This is a genomic window from Streptomyces sp. Edi2 (assembly GCF_040253635.1).
In the GTDB taxonomy this organism is placed as follows: Bacteria; Actinomycetota; Actinomycetes; order Streptomycetales; family Streptomycetaceae; genus Streptomyces.
In genome coordinates this window covers 1008571-1024785 of sequence record NZ_JBEJGX010000003.1, presented here as the reverse complement: position 1 = coordinate 1024785, position 16215 = coordinate 1008571, and the positions used below count along the sequence as shown (strand labels likewise).

Here is a 16215-nt window from a genome sequence, read left to right as displayed (position 1 = left end):
GCGGCGACGAGGTCGTCGTCGGACTCGGCGAGTCTCCGGGGCGGCTGGTGGAGGTGCAAGCTGCTCCTGATTCTCGCTTTGGAGCTGGGTGAGCCGGCCGTACAGGCTGTGCCGCTCGTGATTCGAGTGCGGTCCGTTCACCGCCGCAGCTGCGCGGCAGGACACACGGGCGGAAACCGTTCTGCACGGCAGGCACAGCATGCTGGTCGCCCGTCATGGCCGGCGCCGCCCTCACGGATGGCGTGCGACCGGAAACACCCGAATCACCCTTGCTCTGCATGCTTGTTGGGCATGCTGAGCTTCCTTGTCTTCCACTGGTCTGCCGTCATCCGCCAGATGACACGAATCCCCGATTCGCCAGGAGCCTTGGGTCCTTCAGGTTCTTGTATGCGTTCGACCTCAGTGAATCCCAAGCGGCGGGCGACGGCTCCGCTGGCCGGGTTGGCAGCATCGTGGTGGATCTCGATGCGGTCGATGCCCGTGAGCTGGAGGCCCTGGTGGACAAGAGCGGCAGTGGCCATCGTGGCCATACCTCGTCCGGTCCAATGAGGGTGAAGCCAGTAGCCGATATCGAGGCCACCCTCACCGATGCGGCGCATGAGATCGCAGCTGCCGATCAACGTGGCCTCTGATGTGAGGGCATAGCCGAAGGCTTGCCCGGTCTCCCACTCTGCCTGCCTGCGGGCGAGAAAGTCAGCGGTTTGCTGTCTGCCGGGGTGGGCTGCCCACGGCATCCACGGCACCAGGTGGTCCAGAGACTCGTAGATCGCCCGTTCCAAGGTGTCGAGATCGCTCATGCGCCACCGACGCAGTTCAACCTGGTCAGAACTGAGGCTTTCGGCAGGCTCTTCCATGCACCGGATGCTTTCGCAGCCCAGCCAAAGCCGACAACGCATTTTCGGCTGATCGTCACGGATCCGGGCCTGGCTGAGAGTCCTCAGCCAAGAGCGACGGTCAATTCTCGGGTGCCGGCTCAACTCCCGCGGTGCCACCACGGTGAGTGAACGTTGCTTGCTACTCCAGCGCCGGCAGGAGCAACTCGGCTTCGTTCCTCCTGGATGCGGTGCAGGACTCCCTGAGTCAGTGCGGGTGGGCTGTTTCCCGGACTCGATCACGGCCGGGCTAGCCTCGTCGCATCTGGTGCTACGCCTCGAGCGCGCCCGCGACGGACACGACGTCCGACTGCCCTTCTCGGCACCGGTGAGCCACAGCGGCCAGGCGAAGCGGGAAATCCGCACCCTGCTCGCCCGTGCCGCCGCCCCGTGCCCCCGCCTCCGCGCCTCCTCATGACCGTGCACCCCGGCCGACCGCCCTCGGCACCCACCGGCGCCGCACCGCCCGGCCAGGTGGCAGCCATCATCGCCGCCACTCCGGCCGCCGTCGCTCTCTACACACCCCGCCGGCCCCACAGCCACCCCCGCACCTTGAGCCGAACCACCGCGCCCCACGCCGACGGGCCGCGGCAGACGGCGGGGAGGCCGACAGCGGGGATGCCCGTCACCTCTTCTGACCGTGAAGCGACGGATCACCGCCCGCGCTGCTCACTGCCCCCCTGCTGCTCACCGCCCCGCTGCCCGGAAGCCGCCTCCAGACGTACGAACGGAATGGACCGCCCGGCCATGCGGAACGCGGCGTCGCTGCCGTCCACGGCGAAGCCCATGAAGGTGCACAGGCGACGGGCGAGCCGCGGGTGCCGAGGAGCGTAACGAGCCATGAGGGCGGCGCCGTCCTCCGGGGGAAGGAACCGGGCGGTGACGGTGTAGCGCCGATTGCCGAACCGGATAGTGGTCCGTGGTTCCCGGCGCAGGTTCTGGTACCAGGCGGCGGCCGGGCCGAAGCCGGACGCGACCGTCCAGCTGGGGGTGCCGTGCCGCTCGTACGCGATGACTTCCAGCACCACGCTGCGACGGAGCCCCGTGACACGACCGGTGTGATGCAACAGGAGAAGCCGTTTACCGAAGAGCGGGCCGAGGCCCGCGCGGTAGAGGCGGATGGGCAGGCGCGCCAGGAAACGCCGCCAGCCGGTGGGCAGTTGAGGTCGTCCTTGCGTCGAGAAGGGTTGCGTCATCGTCGCCTTCCGGGAACCGGGCAGCCTCGCCCGCCGGCGGTACCCGGGGAGCAGCACCGTCGAACGAGCCTTCGTCCGGCCCACCTTTGCATAGTCTCAAGGTCAGGCGAGGGCTGTCCCGGAGGACCGACGGAGTGCGCCGGTCGCCCCGCCCTGCCCGCCCTGCCCCGCCCCGTCCCGCCGGCGAGCCGGGCGCCGCAACCGCGCGCCCCGCCTTCCCCGGGCGGGGGGTCACCTGGCCGCCACCTTCGCGTCCATACGTTTAGTGATCGTTTATTGAGGCTCGGCATCGCACGCGGCGCCGAACCCCGCGTCGGAGGCGTTTCGTGCGGGGGCGGAACGGAATTGGTCAAGCGCGGCACCATCCACCACGCGTACCGCGACGGGATGGAGGACCAACTCGGCGCGCTCGGCCTGGTTCTCAACGCCTTCGTGCTCTGGACGCCCCGCTGCATCGACGCCGCCGTCGCCCATCTCCAGGCCGAGGGCCAGGAGATGTGTGAGGAGGACATCGCCCGGTTCTCCCCGCTCAAGCACCGCAACCTGAACCTGCTCGGCCGCTACAGCTTCACCGCCGGCGTCCCGGCCGCCGGAGCTCTCCGCCCGCTGCGCGACCCGGACGCGCTGGAGCTGGACGAGGGCGACGGGGCTGGGCAGGACCAGGGATAGCCGTCCAGGGCGCTGGTCCTGGGCCGCCTGCACGCGCTCGGTGAGCAGCCCGTTTCGCCTGACCGGCCGGCGCTGCGTCCTGATCGTGGCGGCCGCCGGGTCCCTGCTGCCCCTGCGGGTCTTCACCCGGCGCTGATCGGCGCCGGGTCAGCAGGGAGCTGCCAGTCGCCGCCGCGGTCTTCCCTGAAAAAGCGCGCGGCGAGTTCCGGGACGCGGAGGAAGCAGGCAAATGCGGTGGTGGCCTGGAAGACGTCGATCGCCTGCTGAGTCATCGGCATGCCCAAGCGCAGCAGGCGCGGGTTGACCTCGCCCTGGATCTCGTTGACGAACGGTCGCAGCGTCCTGTCGTAGTTCGCCAGGGCCGTCGGCAGGTCGCCAGGGCGGCGGTTGATCTCACCGGCCAGGACGTGGGCGCCGACCAGACCGCCGGAAATGCCCATGCCGCTGTAGGGGGAGGCGCAGTGCGCGGCGTCGCCGGCCAGGACCACGCGGCCCTGGGACCAGGTATCGGTGCGTACCTGGGCGATCTCCTGGGAGTAGAAGAACGGGCTGGTCCTCATGCCGTCGACGAAGCGCTCGGTCTGCCAGCCGGCATCGCGGAAACGGCCGGCCCAGAACTCCTGCTGGCGCTCGACGGGCGCGCGGTGGATCGCGGAGGCTTCCTCGGATTCCTCCCGCATCGCGAAGTACACCTGGGTCTCAGTCGGGTTGTGGCTGCGGCGCATGATCTGGCGGCCTTTCGGGGCCATGTAGGTGTCCCGGATGTTGCTGTCGGAGGCGATACGCGGGACGAACCAATAGGCGATGTGAATACCGACGCGCCAGTACGGGTCGAAGCTCTGGGGCAGGAGCACCCGCCGGATGCGTGATCCCTGCCCGTCCGCGCCGATCAGAAGATCGAATTCTCCGGACGAGCCGTCAGAGAAGTGCGCGATGACCTTGTGCTCGTCCTGCTCGAAGCCGTCCACGCTCTTGCCGAAGACGTACTCGGTGTCGTTCTTCGTCGCGTCGTGGAGGATGCGTACCAGGTCGCCGCGCATGATCTCGTACTCGGAGGTGAGGGTCTGCCGGCCCTTTCCGGAGGTATTGGCCATGATCGTCGCCTTGGCCTTGCCGCGGGCGTCGACGAAGGCGACACCCGCTTCGTCCACGAGCGCGCCGCGAACGGCGTCGAGGAGGCCCATCCGGCTGACGGCCTCGATGCCCTGCCCCCGCAGGTCGACCTGAGCGCCGGTGGCCCGCAGCGCCGGGAAGCGTTCGGCGACGGTCACCCGGTGGCCGCCCCGCGTGAGCCAGAACGCTAAGGCCTGCCCCGCGACCCCGCCGCCGGCGACGAGGACCCGCAAGGACCGTGTTCCTGATCGCATGATCATGGCCACACCCCAAAATCTATCAGTGAATGATTCCTTTGCAGGGTCACCTATCAGCGATAGATTGGCAAGGTGACCAAGATGAACCGCGAGGCCGTCATCACCGAGGCGCTCGGCCTGCTCGACGAAGTCGGACTGGACGCCGTCAGCACGAGGCAGCTGGCGAAGCGCCTGGGCGTCGAGCAGCCGTCGCTCTACTGGTACTTCCGCACCAAGAAAGACCTCCTGGCCGCCATGGCGGAAGCGGCGATGGCGCCCCACGCGGCGCAACCGTTGCCGACGCGCGGCGACGACTGGCGCGACTGGTTCCTGGAGAACACGCGCAGCTTCAGGCGCGCCCTGCTGATGCGCCGGGACGGTGCACGGCTCCACGCCGGCACCGTCCCCGCCGGCGACCTTGACCGGATCCGCCGCAAGATGGACTTCCTCATCACCTCCGGCGTGCCCGAGCGTGACGCGCAGATGGCGATGCTGACCGCCAGCCGCTTCACGGTCGGCAGCGCCCTGGAGGAGCAAGCGGACCCCGGCCCCGGCACCGCAGCGCTACCGGCCGACGTGCCGGCGATCGATCACGAGTCCGCCTTCGAGGCGGGGCTCGCCCTCATCCTGGACGGCCTGGAGCAGCGCACCGCACCGGGGGCGTCGGATGCCTGTCGTCAAGCGATCGATTGACGACAGGCATCCGACGCGTCCAAGGAACCCGTGAAATCAGGGGGTCCGCGGCGGCTCGAATCCCATGAGGTCCGATGTAATTGCTGACAGGGTTTGACGACGGACTGCGCGCCGCCGAGGCCAAGGACAGCAAGGCGGACGCCGCCCAGCCCAGCGCAAGGCGCGCCGTGAGTACAAGAACCGCGTCAGCACGCTCACGTCAACCGGACCATGATCGTTCTCACCGGTAACCGCTGTACCGATCTACCGCGATGCTCTCGGTCTCGATCCCGCGTTGGAATTCCACTCACTGCGCAGGTCCTACATCACTCACCTGATCGAAGACGGCTTCGACCTGCTGTTCGTCCAACAGCAGGTCGGACACGACTACGCCTCCACGACCGCGATCTACACCTGCGTATCCTCCGACTTCCGCACCCGCACGCTACGTCGGGCCCTGGACGCCACGGTTGAGGCCGCCCTGCGGCCGGGAAGGACCTCGTGATGCCGCGCCAGATCAGCTACCGGTGGCGACTGCGGGAACTCATGGCCGCCCGCGGCATGTTCACCGTCGCCGAGCTGATGCCGCACCTGACCGAACGCGGCATCACCCTCTCCTCTTCCCAGGTCCACCGCCTGGTCTCCGGCACCCCGGAACGGTTGTCTCTGCCGGTGCCGGCCACCCTCTGCGACATCCTGGACTGCACGCCGACCGACTTGATCGCCACCTCGGCACAGAACCTCCCGGTCCGCCGGGCAGTCGGCGAAGAAGCGCCGACCGATCTGTCCGCCCGACGGCCCAAGCGCGTCCGCCTCACCCCGGAGTCATGAGCCCGGCCTACCGCACCCGTGAGCAATATGACCTTCCCGGCAAGGCCCCAGACGGGTCGGCCGTTTGTCGCGACTGCGCCGGCATCACCCGCAATTTCTTCTGCAACCGGTGCGAATTCGAAGGCATGCTGCCGGGCGGACGCCTCTGCGAGCGCTGCACGCTCTCCGACCAGCTCACCGTGCTCCTGGACGACGGCACCGGCCACATCCACCCCCGCCTGGTCCCCCTGCACGACCTGCTGGCGAAGACGGAGCGGCCCAAGAGCCGCCTGATCTGGCTGCGCAACCCACAGGTCCCGGCGCTGCTACGCGACCTCGCCTCCGAACATGTTCCGCTCACCCACGAAGCCCTTCAAGACCTCCCGAGCTGGCGGACGGTCGCCTACCTCCGTGACCTGCTGATGGACAGCGGCGTTCTCCCTCGCGTCGATCGCCGGCTCCTGCTCTTCGAGCGGTGGCTCGCCGAACGGCTCGCCTCCACCGAGGGTCCCGAACATGCTCGACTCCTCCACCACTTCGCGCGCTGGCACCAGCTCCGCAAGCTCCGGACCAAGGCCCTTGAAGGGCCCCTGGGCGCCAACACGACGCAGGAATGCCGACAGCAGATCACCCAGGCCGCAGCGTTCCTCCAGTGGCTCGGCAAACGCGGCGTCCCCCTGAATGCGGTAACCCAGACGGACCTCGACGCCTGGCATGCGGAGAAGTACGACACCCGGCGACCAGCACAGTCGTTCCTGCGCTGGTGCATGGACACCCGCCGCATGCCCCGCCTCTCCATCCCGAACAGGCCGACAACGAATCCGAACCCCCTCGGCCGGCACCAACGACTCGCCACTCTGCGTCGAGTGCTCACCGACGACAGCAGCCCCCCGCGTCCGAGTCGCCGCCTGCCTGGTCCTCCTCTTCGCTCAACCGGTAAGCCGAATCGTCTGCCTGACCACCGACGACGTCATCCGCGACGACGCCCAGGTCCTGCTGCGGCTCGGCGACCCTCCCTCGCCGGTCCCGGAACCCGTCGCGACGCTTCTGCTGGACTACATCACTGCCCTGCCCGGCAGAACAGCCGCAGTGAACGCGAAGTGCCGCTGGCTCTTTCCCGGCCGCCGGGCGAACCAGCCGATGCACCCGGGCACCCTGCGGGACGGACTATGCCGAATCGGCGTTCCCCTCCAGCGGGCCCGGACCTCACCGATCCGCCACCTCGTCCTCCAAGCCCCAGCCCCCGTCATGCCAAGGCTCTGGGCTACCACGACAAGACAGCCACCCGCCTGGTCACTGAAGCCGGAGGAACCTGGGCCCGATACGCCTCCGGCGACCACACACGGTGACACCTGAACCGACCTCACCGAGCAATACGCGACACCTCAACATGCGAGCCCATCAGTCCCGAGGCCGGATCACTTGCGAAGTCGAGAACGGTACGCGCCCGGGGCCGTGCCTCGGGCACGTCTGAAGGCACGGCTGAAAGCGTGCGGAGAGGCGTAGCCGACCGCGCCGGAGATCGACTCGACCGGCTCATCGGTATCGCGGAGCCGGACGGACGCCAGGTCGATGCGCCACTGCGTCACGTACGCGCCCGGCGTCTGTCCGAGGGCGGACCGGAAACGCCTGGACAGCGTCGCCCGGGAGACGCTCGTCGCGGCGGCCAGGGTCTCCGTGGTCCAGGGGTGTTCCGGTTGGGCGTGGACACATGCCAGGGCGTCGCGCACGACCGGATCACGCATCGCTCCCAGCCATGAGCCGGACTGCTCCTGCGGGTGGCGGGCCAGCCAGGCGCGTACGAACTGGACGAGCAGAAGGTCGACGATGCTGTTGATGGCGGCGGTGGTACCGATCTGCGGCTGTGCGAGCTCAGCAGCGAGAAGTTCGACGGTCCTTCTGAACTGCGCGTTCTCCCGGGCTGTGACGTGCATCGGCCGAGCGAGGGAGGTAAGGACCGGTGTGCGCACCTCCGGGTCCTGCTCGTAGTGCAGGACGATCACTTCCGTCTGCACCGGCGCCGAGCCCAGCCGCAGGGCTCGGCCATCGCCAAAAGCCCGGGCCGCCGCCTCACGGTCGCAGGAACCCATCGTCACGCCGGCGCCGCCGGCTATCCCGTGTGCGGTGCCCGGCGACACCAGGACGGCGTCTCCGGCCTGCACCTGAAGAGGCTTCTCGCCCGTGACGTGGAGCCACATGGTGCCGCGGGACACCACGTGCAGTGCCGCTCCTGGAGAGGAGTCCAGCCACAGACCCCAGGTTCCTCCGGCCTTCAGCATGACCCCGAGCGCCCCACGCGCACCCGAAACACGCAAGACCTCCGCCAGCACATCCATGGGTCCATTCTCGTCCACCGCCGCGCACCGCCCACCGGCGGGCGAGGCGCATGTGTCCTCGTCCACAGCTTCAGGCCACGTCAAGAACGGCCTTTCCGTGCACCTTCCGCGAGAACAGCGCCTGGACGGCGTCGTCCACGTCCTGCCAGTCGCCTCGCAGTCCGACCGGTGCCGAGAGTCTCCCGGCAGCCATGAGGCCCAGCAGGTCTGTCAGCTCCCCGCTGGTCGGCGTCATGTCGCCGTAGGTGGCGATGCTGCGGGGTTCGCCGAAGCCGAACAAGGCCTCACTCGTCGGTTCGCCGGTGCGGCCCGCTGACGGGAAGGTGGTTTCCTGCCCTGAGGAGTAACCGACCAGGTGGATGGTGCCGCCCTCGGCGAGGGAACTCCACGCCTGGGCCACCAGCGGCCCGCCGACCGTGTCCAGGACGAGGGCGAACCGGTCCTCGGTCGCGGCCAGGTCGGTCAGGACCTTGTCGGCGCCGAGTTCACGGAGTCCGGCGGCCCGCTCCGGCGAACCGACGAGTGCCGTCACCCGGGCGCCCGCCAGCGCCGCCAGTTGGACGGCGAAGTGCCCCACGCCTCCGCTGGCGCCGGTGATCAGAACGTTGCGCGCCAGCAGGGAACGCTTGCGCAGCACCCGGAGTGCGGTGACTCCGGCGATCCCTAGCGCGGCGGCGTCGGCCAGGTCCACGCCCTCGGGGACGGTGCCGAGCGAGGCGGGGCTGACTGCCACCCGCTCCGCCCACGCGTGGGGAGCCATCCCCACTGCGACGCGCGTACCTTCGGGCGGCCCCGAGCCGTCGGATGCGGCGCGCACCACGACGCCGGCCGCGTCGTGACCGTGCACAGCGCCGGCTGGCCACTGGTGCACGTAATTCAGCTCTCCGAAGTTGAGACCGATGTGTCGTATCTCCACCAACGCCTCGCCGGTGGACGGTACGGGCTCATCGACATCGGCGAACCGGATGGGTCCGGCCTCACTGTGATCGACCACAAGGGCGCGCATAGGGGGTGTGTTTCCTTCTCTCGTGGAGGGGCCTGAACACTTGGCGCGGCAACAGATCGAGTGCGCAAATGCCGCACTGCCGCCTTCTTGGAACCCTACGCAGGACCGGGACAGCGACCAGACCCGTGAGAATCAATCAGTTGACGATCTGTGTCAGTGCGACTCGCGGCGCGTCGAGCCCTGCACCCGTCCGGTGGATGACGCTGTGCCGGGCACAGACATGCCCGGCAAGGTAATGATCTTGAGGCGTCAGCGCTTCCGTCGGGCGGCGGGGTCGCGCTGGGCGACGTGCCGGGCGACCGCGTCGACGCCGGGGCGGGCGTACCGCTCCAGGGAGGGGACGGCGGCATGGCGGGAGCGGGCCAGGAGCATCGGGGTGAAGGTGCCGCTCCGGGCGGACAGCCGCGCGTTCTGCCAGCGCCTCCGGCAGCGCCGGATCGTCGATGACCGCGATGGGGACGGCAGGGGAGCACAATCGCCGATTCCGCCCCCATGAATCCGGGCAGTCTCCAAGCCCACCTGCGGGAGATCGGCGTCCCGCCACAGCGCGGCAGGACCTCCGCGATCCGCCAACTCGTCCTCCAGGCCCCGGCTCCCGTCATCGCGAAGGCGCTCGGTTACCACGACAAGACAGCCACCCGCCTGGTCACTGAAGCCGGAGGAACCTGGAGCCGATACGCCTCCGGCGACCACACACGGTGACACCAGGCACGGCCCCAACGAGGAATACGCGACACCTCAACATGCGAGCCCACCAGTCCCGAGGCCGTAGAGGCCCGTGGGTTCAGCTGAACTGAAGCTTGTTCAGAGGGAACTCGGGGGTCGGTCCGTGTGCGTCAGCTGGGGGTATCCGTGGGTTCGATAGGAATGTGTGTGGTGCGGCGTGGCTGCGCAGGCCTATCCCTGGGCGGTGGGGCGAACGACGATGTCACCTACATCGACACCGTCCGGCTGTTCGATGGCGAAGGCGATGGCGCGGGCCACCGCGTCCGGCGAAAGAGCGGTTTCCATCATCTTGTCGATCTGGGTTTTCACAGCCGGATCCATGCGCTCTGCGAAGTCCGTGCGGACGGCGCCGGGCGAGACGACGGTCACGCGCAGGCTGTCGCCGGCCTCCTGGCGCAGGCCCTCGGAGATGGTGCGCACGGCGTTCTTCGTGCCGGCGTACACCGACTGGAGCGGCACGATGCGCAGTCCGGCGGTGGACACGGTGTTGACGAAGTGTCCGAAGCCCTGCTCCCGGAAGACGGGAAGGGCAGCGGCGATCCCGTACAGGACCCCTTTGAGGTTGACGTCGATCATCTCCTCCCAGTCCTCGACACGCAGGTCATCCAGACGGGAGATCAGGCCGATCCCGGCATTGCTGACGAGGACGTCGAGCTTGCCGTATCGATCGCGTGCCAGCTTGACGAGGCCGGAAAGGTCCTCGTGTCGCGTCACATCCGTGCGGGCCCAGGCGGCTTCACCGCCGGCCTTTTCGATGCGAGCGGCCAGGGCCTCAAGACGCTCCGGACGGCGTGCTCCGAGGACGACCTTCGCGCCGCGCTCGGCGAGCAGGAGCGCGGTCGCCTCGCCGATGCCGCTGCTGGCGCCTGTGATCGCCACGACTTTGCCATCGATTCCCGACATGATGGACAGTCCTTCCAGTAGAGGAGTGGGGGCCATGCCCTACAGTGAAAGTGGAGGCTCCGCCACTTCATCCACACTAAGTGGCGGAGCCTCCACTTAGCAAGTGGAGACAGGGGAGAGCCATTGATGGCCCGAGATGCAGGACGCCCGCTGAGGGTTGACGCACAGCGGAACCGGGACAAGATCCTGGCCGCCGCGGTGCGCGTGTTCACTGAGGAGGGACTGGATGCGCACTTCGAGCGCATCGCCAGAGAAGCGGGTGTGGGAACCGGCACCCTCTACCGCAACTTCCCGACCAGGGAAGCTCTGATCGAGGCGGCGTACCGCAACGAAGTGGCCCGGCTGTGCGACGCCGTCCCAGGCCTCCTTGCGGCGATGTCGCCGCCCGAGGCCCTGCGAGCCTGGACTCGCCGCTTCATCGACTACGCCACCGCCAAACTCGGCATGGCCGAGGCCCTGCGAGCCGTCGTCAACTCGGGAACCAATCCCTACGCCGACAGCCACGAGATGATTCAGGCCGCCCTCTCCTCCCTCATGGACGCCAATACCGCCGCCGGAACGATCCGGTCCGACATCAGCCCGACCGACATGTTCGCCGCCCTCGCCGGTATCGCCCTCACCTCGGCCAAGCCCGAGCAGCGAGAGCAGGCCGAACGCCTCCTCGACCTCACCCTGGACGGACTGAAAACTGCACCGTCGCGGCTCCCCGAAAACTGACGGCAGAAGCCCGGACATCATAGAAGCTGCTGTTCAGCGGCCTGTTCCAGTAGCGCTCGCGCGGAGTCCGCGTACCGCATCGCGGTCTTGTCGTCGAGCCCGAACACCTCGGCGAGGTGGAGCGGATCGAGCCCGTGGGTCAGGGCCTCTTCGAGTTGCCGGTGTGGTGGCCGCAGCGACGGGCGGTCGACCTGCGCGGGGACGAGCGGTTGCAGCACGGCGTACTCGTACTGACCAACCTTGATCCGGCTGGTCGGGTTGCGGAAGACCAGTCCATTCCGAGGGCTGGGCGGACTCGGTTGAGGTAGAGCCAGACCGTGCCTTCCCGTCGCGGGAGGCTGCGGGGGCCGCCGTCGCGCAGGACACGGGTCCAGCGCTCGGTCTCCGCACCGATGCCGGGCGCAAGCCCGTCCAGACGCTCGGCAATCCAGCCCCCGAAGGAGGGTTCGCTGTCGTTCTCGAAGATCCCTATCTCCTCCAGGACCGTGATGACGTGGCCGACCCGTAGGTCCAGGGCGCGCAGTGGGGCGAGGTCCTGGCGTTCGTGAGCCGGGCTGTCGTCCCCTGCCGTCACCGCATATCTGACGCGGATCACTGGATCGAGTCCCAGTATTGACGCAGCCACTGGCCGTCCGGCGCGTCCCCGAGAGCCGGTCCCGCGCTCCGGGCGTCCGGTACGACATCGAGCTCGCCCCAGCGCACCGGCCAGGCCAGACGCTCATCCACGGTCCAGGCGAGAACCTTGCCCAACGACTCCTTCCCCCGGCCGTCGGGAGCGATCACCACCCCCTCCTCGAACACCGCGCACCATGTCTCGTCATCCGGCGCGAAGTGCTTCCTCGCGAAAAACCAGTAGTTGTCACCCAACGGCTTCGGGCCCCGCGGTCGGTGGAGGAAGGTGAAGTCGCCCAGGACCTCGCCCGATTCGGCCCGGAGGAACCGCAGGGTGGTCGGGCTCATCGCGACCAGGACATCGTCGGCGCCCCACAGCAGCACGCTCGTCTCGGAAGGGACGTCCACGGTGCGCAGCCGCTGTGGCTCGTCCCCCTCCAGCGACCACACCTCTCCCCGCCCGTCGGCCGTGAGCCAGGCTCCCGCGTCGCCGGACGGGGCCCAGGCCCAGGAATCGGCGTAGACCATGCCCTCTTCCACCGGCGTGACATCGAGGCGGTAGCGGAACCGGTCCTCGTCATGGATGAGGACACCTGGCCGTGTCCCGGCGGAGTTGCCCTCGCCCACCAGGGCCGCCAGCCGCGGCACATCGCCCCGCATGCCCCATTGCAGCGCCGAAACGCCTTGGTGCCCGGCCCCCTTCCCGTTCGGCTTGCCGGTCAGCGCGTCGAGGAAGCGCAGCCCCTTGTCGTCGTGCACCAGCAGCCGGTCATCCGGGCTCCACGCGGCGAGCTCGCCGATCCCGGCCAGCCAGCTCACCTGCCCGGACGAGACATCGATGACGAACGCCTCCGCGCGGCCCCTGCTCGCGCCCTGCGCCTGCAACCGGGTGCCGTCCCCTGACCAGCGCGCCCAGCCGTCGGCCCGGAGCGTGACGTCGTCGTACGCGTCCCGCTCCTCGGTGGCCAGATCCACCCGGAGCCGGTCGGCCAGCAGGAACGGGTGCGCGGGCGGGGCGTCACGGGTCGTCCAGTTCAGCTCGCCGCTGTCCATGGGGACGATGCACCCGCCCACCTCGCACGGAGTCCCGGAATTCACAAAGACCCGCCTCCCGTCGGGCGCCAGCGCCCAGGTCACCGGCCTGGACGCGCCGTCCGTGATCAGGCACTCGGCGAGGGTGACGGAACCGAGGAAGGAGCTGAACGGATCGAAGACACCGATGCGGTCGTTGTGATACGCAAGACCGATACGGCGGCTGTCGGCCGACCATTGGATGCTGCGCTCGTAGCCGCGCCGGCCGATGCCGCCCTCGATGCCGATGACATTGACACAGCGTCCGGTGACCAGTTCCCAGATCTGCAGGGTGCCGCCGTAGTCGTCGCCGGTCACGGTGCCGGTGGCCAGATAGCGGCCGCAGGGACTGAGTGCGTAATCGTTGATCTCCGCCTGATGGCCGTACGGATGGCGGAGGAGCGCGCCCTCCCTCTCACGGACCTGCCGCGTGGCGGCGCGGTGTTCCTCGGTGATGCCCTGTTCGCGCTCCAGCGTCAGCAGTCGCGCCCGCAGGGCCACCAGATCCGCTACCGCCCGGGCCCGAGGCGCATCGGGGTCGGCGGCATCCTCTTCCGCGAGCAGGCCCCGTAGCGCCTTGTCGTCGAATATCGGGAGGCTGCGCCGCCGTGCCTCCCGGAGCTTTTGTCCCTCGTTGTAGCGGAGGCTGTCCACGAACACCAGATCCGTCCGGCCGGTCACCGAACCCGTGACCCGGGCACCCAGCTCCTCCAGCCGTCGCTGCGCCTCGTCCTGGCGCAAGCCATCGAAGCGGCCGACGAGCACGATCGTCTTCCCTCGTACGTCCATGCTGCGGACCGTAGCCCCCACCACTGACAGCCTTCCCGTCGTCGGGACCCAAGTGCCGACGAAGCAGGTGGCGCGGATTGCGGGCATCGAAGGCGCCGAGTGTGATGAGAGATGCGATGCCTGAATCCAATGGGCCAGGGGGAATCGGAATTCAGAGAGCGACCGATGGCCACGTTGCGTACACGAAAAAATAGCAAGTTTGCCTTAACTTTCAGCCTTTTCCCGTTTGATTTCGACTCGCGTCGCGGCGTAGCGTGGGAAGTGGTCCAGCTGGACAGTTGGATGATCCTCAGAGATCCAAGGAGGCACAATGAGCTTCCGAATGACATTCCCCCGTAGGCATGGCGACGGTTGGGGCGGCGACCATGGCGGACGCGGGTACGGTCGTGGCCGCGGAGGCTACGGTCGTGGACGCGGCTTTGGACGTGGACGCGGATTTGGTCGCGGACGCGGCTTTGGCCGAGGCCGTGGATTCGGCCGTGGAGGCCGTTTCTAGCTCCCCGTCAACGGGTCAACTCCGAGGCTGGTCCCCACTTGTGAGGGCTGGCCTCCAAAGCGTTGGCCTCGAAAGCGCGGGGAGAGCGGGCTGCTTGTCGCGCCGGGCTGCCTGTCGCGACACGTGCGGTTCGCGGTTCGTGGCACCTCGGGACCTGTACCCGTCAACAGCTGATGGAGCGTACGGAGCCCCCGCGTTCCGCGTGTCCCAACATGGGAACGCTGCGTGAGACTCCTTCGGTCACACGCAGCGCGCTTCCGGGCCTTCCCTGCCCGTGATATTCAGTATTCCTGCCGACGGCTTGCGTCGCAATGCCAAGGAGTATCACGCCCTTTGCGTGATGGGGCCGTGCTCTTTGCCATCCTTTCTTGCTGCATAGCGATGCGCTGAGCATTGGTGCCGTCATTCGGCGGTGGCCGTCACCCGTGCGGCAATTTGGGGCTTGTCGTGGGTGATGGAAATGCCGCCGCATGACATTCGATACACGGCCCGAGCGGGCGTGGGGTGCCATTCACGTTCCGGCCTGCCGCTGCACCCGACGCTCCGGGCGGTACCGGCCGCCGATTCCGCGAACAACCGAGTGGAAGGGGTCTGCGGGCGACTCGACGTCACCAGCGGTGTAGGGCGATCGCCTGGCGGGCTGCGCCAGGCGACCGACATCGTCCGCCCCGGCCTCGGCCTCGGCCCCGGCCCTGTCCCCGGTGCGGTGACGGCAGCACAGCCCCTCCGGCCCCGGCTCGCGCCAGGCCCGGAGGGGCCGGAGTGACCGAAGTCAGCCTCGCATCACAGCTTCTGCTTGCCGCCGCGGCCGACGTGCTGTACGTCGTTGTCGGACTTGTTCTCGGCTCCGGTCGTGCCGCCGGCGCTGTCGTTGGTGTTGCCGTTGACGTTGGTCGGGCTGCCGCTGTTGCTGTTGTTGCCGGACAGGAAAACGTTCTGTGCGTTGCGGACGTTGCCGCTGTTCAGTGGGCCGTTGATGCAGATCCTGGCCCGGTGCGAGCAGTTGAACCCCGCCTGGAAGCTGGCCACGGTGTCGCTGTTCCAGACACCGCCCCCGCTGCCGCCGAACAGCCCGCCGCCGTCCCACGCCTGGGCGGGAGAGGCCCCGCCGGCGGCCAGGAGCAGACCGCAAGCTCCTGCGATCACGAAATTGACGCGTGACATGTTCTTCACTGTGTGCTCCTGCACCTCGCGGTTGGGTACCCGCGGTCTTGCTACCGGGCGGTGCCCCCCTGTACCAAGCCTGAGCAACGGCCCGTCCCATGTATTCACTCGCAACGATCAGCGAAGTTACCGTGACAGCCCCATCCGGCCCCCTGCGGCTGGAGCCGTCCGGCGCACGCCCGCAGCACGTCCCGCATGGCGACGGCCCGGCCTTGCCGCCCCCCGCTGGATTTACCGGCACTGAACGCTGTCGCGCCGCTCTCACGCAGCTACGAGTCGCCAGCCAGATCGACGGCTTCGGATGCCAACTCACCTACACCAAAAGCCGGAAGCCGGAAGCGATGCCAAAGGACTCGGCGCCCTATGGCCTCCGGAGGCGGGCTGAGGATTGTTGCCACTCAGGGAGTGTGGGGATTGTCGTCCGTCGATTCCTCGTGAGGGACCGCCTCTGGCGGAGGGGCTGGCGAGGGGGGAAACAGGTGGTCTTCGAAAACGTCCAGCGCGATCATTACGAGCAGGAGTATCCACGGCGTAAGCAGACCTATCACGATCACGATGACTCCCGGCGAAGCAGTGATCACGAGTGCAGCGTGAAGCCTGTAGGCCTTTCCAGCGTGGGCCGAATGGAGGAATCTCGCACCCTGCCCCTGGATCGCATCGACCGTTCGAGTGATTTCTGTATTCAGCGAGCATGGGGGCAACCTCTCGCCGGCCGCTTCCACTCCCTCGCTGCCCCACATCCGAAGGTGCGAGGAGTCCCACCGGTCTCGGTCTCATCACCGCAAGCGCGCCGAGGCTCGTTGACGGAGGACGAAGTACCCAACCAC

At 68.3% G+C, this 16215-nt stretch carries 16 protein-coding genes and 1 pseudogene; 6 read left to right on the top strand and 11 right to left on the bottom strand.

The genetic code is table 11. The annotated features are described in order from the left end of the window. Nucleotides 1–263 precede the first annotated feature (263 nt). On the bottom strand, nucleotides 264–854 hold the full coding sequence (locus ABR737_RS07950; RefSeq protein ID WP_350249474.1) for a GNAT family N-acetyltransferase: 591 nt from the start codon (nucleotides 852–854) through the stop codon (nucleotides 264–266). A 671-nt stretch (nucleotides 855–1525) separates the two neighbouring features. Further along, nucleotides 1526–2068, bottom strand: a complete 543-nt coding sequence (locus ABR737_RS07945; RefSeq protein WP_350249473.1) for a nitroreductase family deazaflavin-dependent oxidoreductase — start codon at nucleotides 2066–2068, stop codon at nucleotides 1526–1528. A 351-nt stretch (nucleotides 2069–2419) separates the two neighbouring features. Here ABR737_RS07945 and ABR737_RS07940 point away from each other — a divergent pair. Next, nucleotides 2420–2737: pseudogene (locus tag ABR737_RS07940) on the top strand (Tn3 family transposase); the annotation flags it as partial. A gap of 122 nt (nucleotides 2738–2859) precedes the next feature. Here ABR737_RS07940 and ABR737_RS07935 read toward each other — a convergent pair. Further along, complete coding sequence (locus tag ABR737_RS07935; RefSeq protein ID WP_350249472.1) at nucleotides 2860–4110, bottom strand: FAD-dependent monooxygenase; 1251 nt, start codon at nucleotides 4108–4110, stop codon at nucleotides 2860–2862. A gap of 78 nt (nucleotides 4111–4188) precedes the next feature. Here ABR737_RS07935 and ABR737_RS07930 point away from each other — a divergent pair, with 78 nt between their 5' ends. The 3 genes from ABR737_RS07930 (at nucleotide 4189) to ABR737_RS07920 (ending at nucleotide 5589) form a co-directional block, all read left to right on the top strand. Next, complete coding sequence (locus ABR737_RS07930; protein WP_350249471.1) at nucleotides 4189–4779, top strand: TetR/AcrR family transcriptional regulator C-terminal domain-containing protein; 591 nt, start codon at nucleotides 4189–4191, stop codon at nucleotides 4777–4779. 241 nt (nucleotides 4780–5020) lie between these two features. Further along, nucleotides 5021–5263 carry a tyrosine-type recombinase/integrase gene (locus tag ABR737_RS07925; RefSeq protein WP_350256713.1) on the top strand — a complete coding sequence of 81 codons (243 nt, stop codon included), beginning with the start codon at nucleotides 5021–5023 and terminating at the stop codon, nucleotides 5261–5263. Further along, nucleotides 5263–5589: a helix-turn-helix domain-containing protein gene (locus ABR737_RS07920; RefSeq protein WP_350249470.1), complete on the top strand. Its 327-nt coding sequence runs from the start codon at nucleotides 5263–5265 to the stop codon at nucleotides 5587–5589. Before ABR737_RS07925 ends, ABR737_RS07920 begins: the two co-directional genes overlap by 1 nt. 305 nt (nucleotides 5590–5894) lie before the next feature. On the opposite strand, the gene ABR737_RS07915 is transcribed toward ABR737_RS07920, so the two are convergent. From ABR737_RS07915 to ABR737_RS07900, 4 genes are all read right to left on the bottom strand, one after another. Further along, entirely contained in the window at nucleotides 5895–6284 is a 390-nt protein-coding gene (locus ABR737_RS07915) for a hypothetical protein (protein ID WP_350249469.1), read from the bottom strand. 702 nt (nucleotides 6285–6986) lie between these two features. Continuing rightward, nucleotides 6987–7904, bottom strand: a complete 918-nt coding sequence (locus ABR737_RS07910) for an AraC family transcriptional regulator (RefSeq protein WP_350249468.1) — start codon at nucleotides 7902–7904, stop codon at nucleotides 6987–6989. Between the two features lie 70 nt (nucleotides 7905–7974). Further along, nucleotides 7975–8910, bottom strand: coding sequence for a zinc-binding dehydrogenase (locus ABR737_RS07905; protein WP_350249467.1), 936 nt, complete (start codon nucleotides 8908–8910; stop codon nucleotides 7975–7977). A 249-nt stretch (nucleotides 8911–9159) separates the two neighbouring features. Further along, nucleotides 9160–9282, bottom strand: coding sequence for a PmrA (locus tag ABR737_RS07900; RefSeq protein ID WP_350249466.1), 123 nt, complete (start codon nucleotides 9280–9282; stop codon nucleotides 9160–9162). Nucleotides 9283–9402: 120 nt separating this feature from the next. Here ABR737_RS07900 and ABR737_RS07895 point away from each other — a divergent pair, with 120 nt between their 5' ends. Next, on the top strand, nucleotides 9403–9612 hold the full coding sequence (locus ABR737_RS07895; RefSeq protein WP_350249465.1) for a hypothetical protein: 210 nt from the start codon (nucleotides 9403–9405) through the stop codon (nucleotides 9610–9612). Nucleotides 9613–9807: 195 nt separating this feature from the next. Here the strand turns inward: ABR737_RS07895 and ABR737_RS07890 are convergent, their stop codons facing one another. Continuing rightward, on the bottom strand, nucleotides 9808–10539 hold the full coding sequence (locus tag ABR737_RS07890; protein ID WP_350249464.1) for an SDR family oxidoreductase: 732 nt from the start codon (nucleotides 10537–10539) through the stop codon (nucleotides 9808–9810). 126 nt (nucleotides 10540–10665) lie between these two features. On the opposite strand from ABR737_RS07890, the gene ABR737_RS07885 reads away from it, so the two are divergent. Then, on the top strand, nucleotides 10666–11256 hold the full coding sequence (locus ABR737_RS07885; protein WP_350249463.1) for a TetR/AcrR family transcriptional regulator: 591 nt from the start codon (nucleotides 10666–10668) through the stop codon (nucleotides 11254–11256). A gap of 17 nt (nucleotides 11257–11273) precedes the next feature. Here the strand turns inward: ABR737_RS07885 and ABR737_RS07880 are convergent, their stop codons facing one another. The 3 genes from ABR737_RS07880 to ABR737_RS07870 all read right to left on the bottom strand — a co-directional run bounded on the left by ABR737_RS07880 (nucleotide 11274) and on the right by ABR737_RS07870 (nucleotide 15388). Further along, entirely contained in the window at nucleotides 11274–11474 is a 201-nt protein-coding gene (locus ABR737_RS07880; protein WP_350249462.1) for a hypothetical protein, read from the bottom strand. A 373-nt stretch (nucleotides 11475–11847) separates the two neighbouring features. Next, nucleotides 11848–13728 (bottom strand): WD40 repeat domain-containing protein, encoded by a 1881-nt coding sequence (locus tag ABR737_RS07875; protein ID WP_350249461.1) that lies wholly within the window; start codon nucleotides 13726–13728, stop codon nucleotides 11848–11850. 1279 nt (nucleotides 13729–15007) lie between these two features. Then, entirely contained in the window at nucleotides 15008–15388 is a 381-nt protein-coding gene (locus ABR737_RS07870) for a hypothetical protein (RefSeq protein WP_350249460.1), read from the bottom strand. Nucleotides 15389–16215: the final 827 nt, after the last annotated feature.

What these genes read in the sequence shown, in the direction of transcription:
- ABR737_RS07910 (WP_350249468.1), bottom strand. Translation starts at nt 7,904, where the DNA reads ATGGATGTGCTGGCGGAGGTCTTGCGTGTTTCGGGTGCGCGTGGGGCG.
- ABR737_RS07900 (WP_350249466.1), bottom strand. Translation starts at nt 9,282, where the DNA reads ATGCTCCTGGCCCGCTCCCGCCATGCCGCCGTCCCCTCCCTGGAGCGG.
- ABR737_RS07905 (WP_350249467.1), bottom strand. Translation starts at nt 8,910, where the DNA reads ATGCGCGCCCTTGTGGTCGATCACAGTGAGGCCGGACCCATCCGGTTC.
- ABR737_RS07950 (WP_350249474.1), bottom strand. Translation starts at nt 854, where the DNA reads ATGGAAGAGCCTGCCGAAAGCCTCAGTTCTGACCAGGTTGAACTGCGT.
- ABR737_RS07875 (WP_350249461.1), bottom strand. Translation starts at nt 13,728, where the DNA reads ATGGACGTACGAGGGAAGACGATCGTGCTCGTCGGCCGCTTCGATGGC.
- ABR737_RS07870 (WP_350249460.1), bottom strand. Translation starts at nt 15,388, where the DNA reads ATGTCACGCGTCAATTTCGTGATCGCAGGAGCTTGCGGTCTGCTCCTG.
- ABR737_RS07885 (WP_350249463.1), top strand. Translation starts at nt 10,666, where the DNA reads ATGGCCCGAGATGCAGGACGCCCGCTGAGGGTTGACGCACAGCGGAAC.
- ABR737_RS07945 (WP_350249473.1), bottom strand. Translation starts at nt 2,068, where the DNA reads ATGACGCAACCCTTCTCGACGCAAGGACGACCTCAACTGCCCACCGGC.
- ABR737_RS07890 (WP_350249464.1), bottom strand. Translation starts at nt 10,539, where the DNA reads ATGTCGGGAATCGATGGCAAAGTCGTGGCGATCACAGGCGCCAGCAGC.
- ABR737_RS07915 (WP_350249469.1), bottom strand. Translation starts at nt 6,284, where the DNA reads ATGCCAGGCGTCGAGGTCCGTCTGGGTTACCGCATTCAGGGGGACGCC.
- ABR737_RS07920 (WP_350249470.1), top strand. Translation starts at nt 5,263, where the DNA reads ATGCCGCGCCAGATCAGCTACCGGTGGCGACTGCGGGAACTCATGGCC.
- ABR737_RS07935 (WP_350249472.1), bottom strand. Translation starts at nt 4,110, where the DNA reads ATGATCATGCGATCAGGAACACGGTCCTTGCGGGTCCTCGTCGCCGGC.
- ABR737_RS07895 (WP_350249465.1), top strand. Translation starts at nt 9,403, where the DNA reads ATGAATCCGGGCAGTCTCCAAGCCCACCTGCGGGAGATCGGCGTCCCG.
- ABR737_RS07930 (WP_350249471.1), top strand. Translation starts at nt 4,189, where the DNA reads ATGAACCGCGAGGCCGTCATCACCGAGGCGCTCGGCCTGCTCGACGAA.